3 protein-coding genes are annotated in these 3,347 nt (G+C 58.6%); all 3 read right to left on the bottom strand.

Annotation, left to right across the window (positions count from 1 at the left end):
* Positions 1-159: 159 nt before the first annotated feature.
* The 3 genes from recJ to RMS03_RS11420 are packed head-to-tail and all read right to left on the bottom strand — an operon-like array spanning position 160 to position 3,237.
* On the bottom strand, positions 160-1,869 hold the full coding sequence (gene recJ, locus RMS03_RS11410; RefSeq protein ID WP_310627171.1) for a single-stranded-DNA-specific exonuclease RecJ: 1,710 nt from the start codon (positions 1,867-1,869) through the stop codon (positions 160-162).
* Positions 1,870-1,873: 4 nt separating this feature from the next.
* Positions 1,874-2,947: a hypothetical protein gene (locus tag RMS03_RS11415; protein WP_310627172.1), complete on the bottom strand. Its 1,074-nt coding sequence runs from the start codon at positions 2,945-2,947 to the stop codon at positions 1,874-1,876.
* A 56-nt stretch (positions 2,948-3,003) separates the two neighbouring features.
* On the bottom strand, positions 3,004-3,237 hold the full coding sequence (locus RMS03_RS11420; RefSeq protein ID WP_310627173.1) for a hypothetical protein: 234 nt from the start codon (positions 3,235-3,237) through the stop codon (positions 3,004-3,006).
* Positions 3,238-3,347: the final 110 nt, after the last annotated feature.

Here is a 3,347-nt window from a genome sequence, read left to right on the forward strand (position 1 = left end):
AACCGTGACGGATGAGGAATTGACTATGATTGAAAACCGATTGAATCACCGCCCCAGAAAGCGACTAGGATTCAAGACACCTCACGAGGTATTCCATGCCTCGTTAAAGCGTGTTGCACTTCGTCCTTGAATCCGCCTATCCTTGATTTCCATCAAGCATCAATTAGCCATACCTTCGACCACAAAGCGTACGCGCTTGTTACCCTGCCATTCATCCGCTTCTAAGCGAAATGCCAAATGAGCCAGCGGCGGCAGTGGGTCCACGCGGCCAAACCAGATGCCATCCACAGGCTGACCGTGGTGACGCAGTTTGAGCGCCAAATGTTTTTCACCCACCAAGCGCTGGCTCACCACCTCGACCTCTTCGCTGAAGGTGGGCGCTGCAAAGCCTTGGCCCCAGACCTCGCGAGCCAAGGTGTCGGCCAACTCGGGGCGGCGGTATTCGGGCAATAAGGGGCCATCGGTTTCTAAGCGGCGTTGCAGGGTGGCTTCATCCAGCCACTCTTGCGCGACGTGTTGCAGGGCTTCTTCAAAGGTGGCGAGGTTGTCTTCTTCCAAGGTGCAACCCGCCGCCATGGCGTGACCGCCAAAACGCAGCAGCACACCGGGGTGACGTTTGGCCACCAAGTCAAGCGCATCACGCAAATGAAAACCGGGAATAGAACGACCTGAGCCTTTGAGTTCATGGCTTTTGCCCGCTGCTTGGCTGGGGGCAAAGACAAAGGTGGGGCGGTGGTGCAAGTCTTTGAGCTTGGCCGCCACGATGCCCACCACACCTTCGTGGAAGTCGGGGTCGAAGACGCACAGGGCAGATGGGGGTTCTTCTTCGGGGTCGAACATTTCTTGTGCGAGTTCCAGCGCTTGCTCGCGCATGTCGCCTTCAATCTCGCGACGTTCGCGGTTGATGCGGTCGAGCTGCGTGGCGAGTTCGGTGGCGCGGCCCACGTCGTCGGTGGTCAAGCACTCGATGCCCAAGGTCATGTCCGACAAACGACCTGCCGCGTTGATACGCGGGCCCACTGCAAAACCGAAATCTTGCGAGGTGCATTTCTCGCTGGTGCGGCCAGCAGCCGCAAACAGGGCGGTCATGCCCGCTGGCATTTGGCCCTTGCGCACACGCGCCAAACCTTGCGCCACCAAGCGGCGGTTGTTGGCGTCGAGCTTGACCACATCAGCCACGGTGCCGAGTGCGACCAATGGCAACAAGGTGTCTAACTTAGGTTGCTGTTCAGCCGAGAGCACCCCGCGCTTGCGCAGCTCTGCACGCAAGACGAGCAACACATAAAACATCACGCCCACGCCCGCGAGCGCTTTGCTCTCGAAGGTGCAGCCCGGTTGGTTGGGGTTCACGATGGCGTCGGCCTCGGGCAACAGCGCCGCAGGCAAGTGGTGGTCGGTCACCAACACCTGCAAACCCAGCTTACGCGCCGTGGCCACGCCCTCCACGCTGGCAATGCCGTTGTCCACGGTGATCAACACATCCGCGCCGCTGGCTTTGACGCGCTCGGCAATGGGTGGGGTCAGACCATACCCATCCACCACACGATCAGGCACGATGTAGCTCACCTGCTTGGCGCCCAGCAAGCGCAAGCCACGCAGGGCCACAGCGCAGGCGGTAGCACCGTCGCAGTCGTAGTCGGCCACGATGCAGAGTTTTTTGTTGGCAGCCATGGCGTCAGCCAACAACACCGCAGCAGGTTCAATGCCTTTTAAGCCTGTGGGCGGCAGCAGTTGCGCCAACGAAGCGTCGAGCGTGGCGGCGTCTTGAATGCCACGCGCGGCATACAGGCGTGCCAACAGCGGATGCACACCTGCTTGCTCAAGCGCCCAGATGCTGCGTGGCGGCATGTCGCGTGGGATGAATTGCATGGGCTTAATCTTTCAAAGGCGCAACGGCCAACACGGTGTCTAAAGAAGTGGGGGCCAAGCGCGTGCGCAAGCGTTGCCAAAGCGTTGGCGCAGCACTGTCGTACACATGAAACTCGTGCTCACCACACAGCACCAAGCGCTGTGGCTCATTGGCAGCCACACGCGCCAGCAAGGGGGCGATGACGTGGGCATCGACGTGTTGCCACGCTTCTAGCCAGCCCATCAGGTCTTGCTGCAACGCGCTTTGGCGAAGGGTTTGAATGACGGCGGGTTCTTGCTGTCCGGGCTTGTTCGCATCGCTAGGTAACACGCCCGTGCCGTGCACCCAGAACGAATTGATGGTCAAACTGCGGCCATCGTTGACAGGATGGGTGTAGAGCAACATTTGCATTTCGTTTTGCAAACGACGCAACAGTTTGGCAGCGGGGCTGAGTGCATCCGCTGCCACATGACTGCCCACCAACCACGGGTCGATGTTGCGGCCAATCACGCGGTCGAGCGACGCAGTGGGCAAATCAGCCAACAGCGGCGACTGCGCCAGCCACTGGCCAGGCTTGTACGGATGCAAAGTAATGCCGTCTTCGGCAAAAAAGCTTTGCATGGCTTTGAACAGGGTGGTGTCTGTGGCTGCGTCGATTTGCAAATACGCAGGGTCGCCCAGCGTGACTTGGCCATTGCTCACATGCCAGTTGCACAGGGTGATGAAGGCCCAGCCATTGGGTGGTGCTGCGAGCCCCGAGCTGGCCTGGGCTTGAACCGAGGCAACCGACTTGGCATGCGTGGCATCCAAGCCCAACTCGGCCGCCGCACGCGCAGCCCAAGGTAGGCCACCATCCACCGCAGGCCAGCCTGCGGCTAAAGCCCATGCGCGTTCGTGGGGCGGCGAGAGTGTGGCCAGCAAAGGCTCTTTCACCGCATCGCGCTGCACATCCACGCGCTGAGCCTGCGCCAACCATGTGCGCAGATGGGGCAACTCAGCCTTGGCCAGCACCGATGCCTCAGGACCGTGGAGGGTCCACAGCGAAAAAGGAATCAAAGTAGTGGTTGATTGCTCACAGAGTTGGACGGCAAAGATCATGGACACCATTGTCCGTGATGTCCCACCTCAAGCAGCAGATCAGTAGAAATCCAACCTCAAATTCCTGGTTGCCCTTTCGCCCTTAAAACAGCATTGAGTGCGGTTTTATTTAAACGCATGGCGGATGCCACCAGCCGGGTACCAGTGCTACCTGCTGGGAAATAATACCCCTGCTTAACGACAACTTCTCGGCTTAGTCCAAACCGTGTGGCATCTTCTACATACAAGAAAAATTTAAGCTGTCTTACGCCTTTGTAATTAAAGGCGGATTCAAGGACGAAGTGCAACACGCTTTAACGAGGCATGGAATACCTCGTGAGGTGTCTTGAATCCTAGTCGCTTTCTGGGGCGGTGATTCAATCGGTTTTCAATCATAGTCAATTCCTCATCCGTCACGGTT

This window comes from Limnohabitans sp. (assembly GCF_031538885.1).
Taxonomy (GTDB): domain Bacteria; phylum Pseudomonadota; class Gammaproteobacteria; order Burkholderiales; family Burkholderiaceae_C; genus Limnohabitans.

Excerpts from the sequence above, each read along its gene's own strand:
- recJ (WP_310627171.1), bottom strand. The coding sequence starts at position 1,869 with ATGCAATTCATCCCACGCGACATGCCGCCACGCAGCATCTGGGCGCTT.
- RMS03_RS11415 (WP_310627172.1), bottom strand. The coding sequence starts at position 2,947 with ATGATCTTTGCCGTCCAACTCTGTGAGCAATCAACCACTACTTTGATT.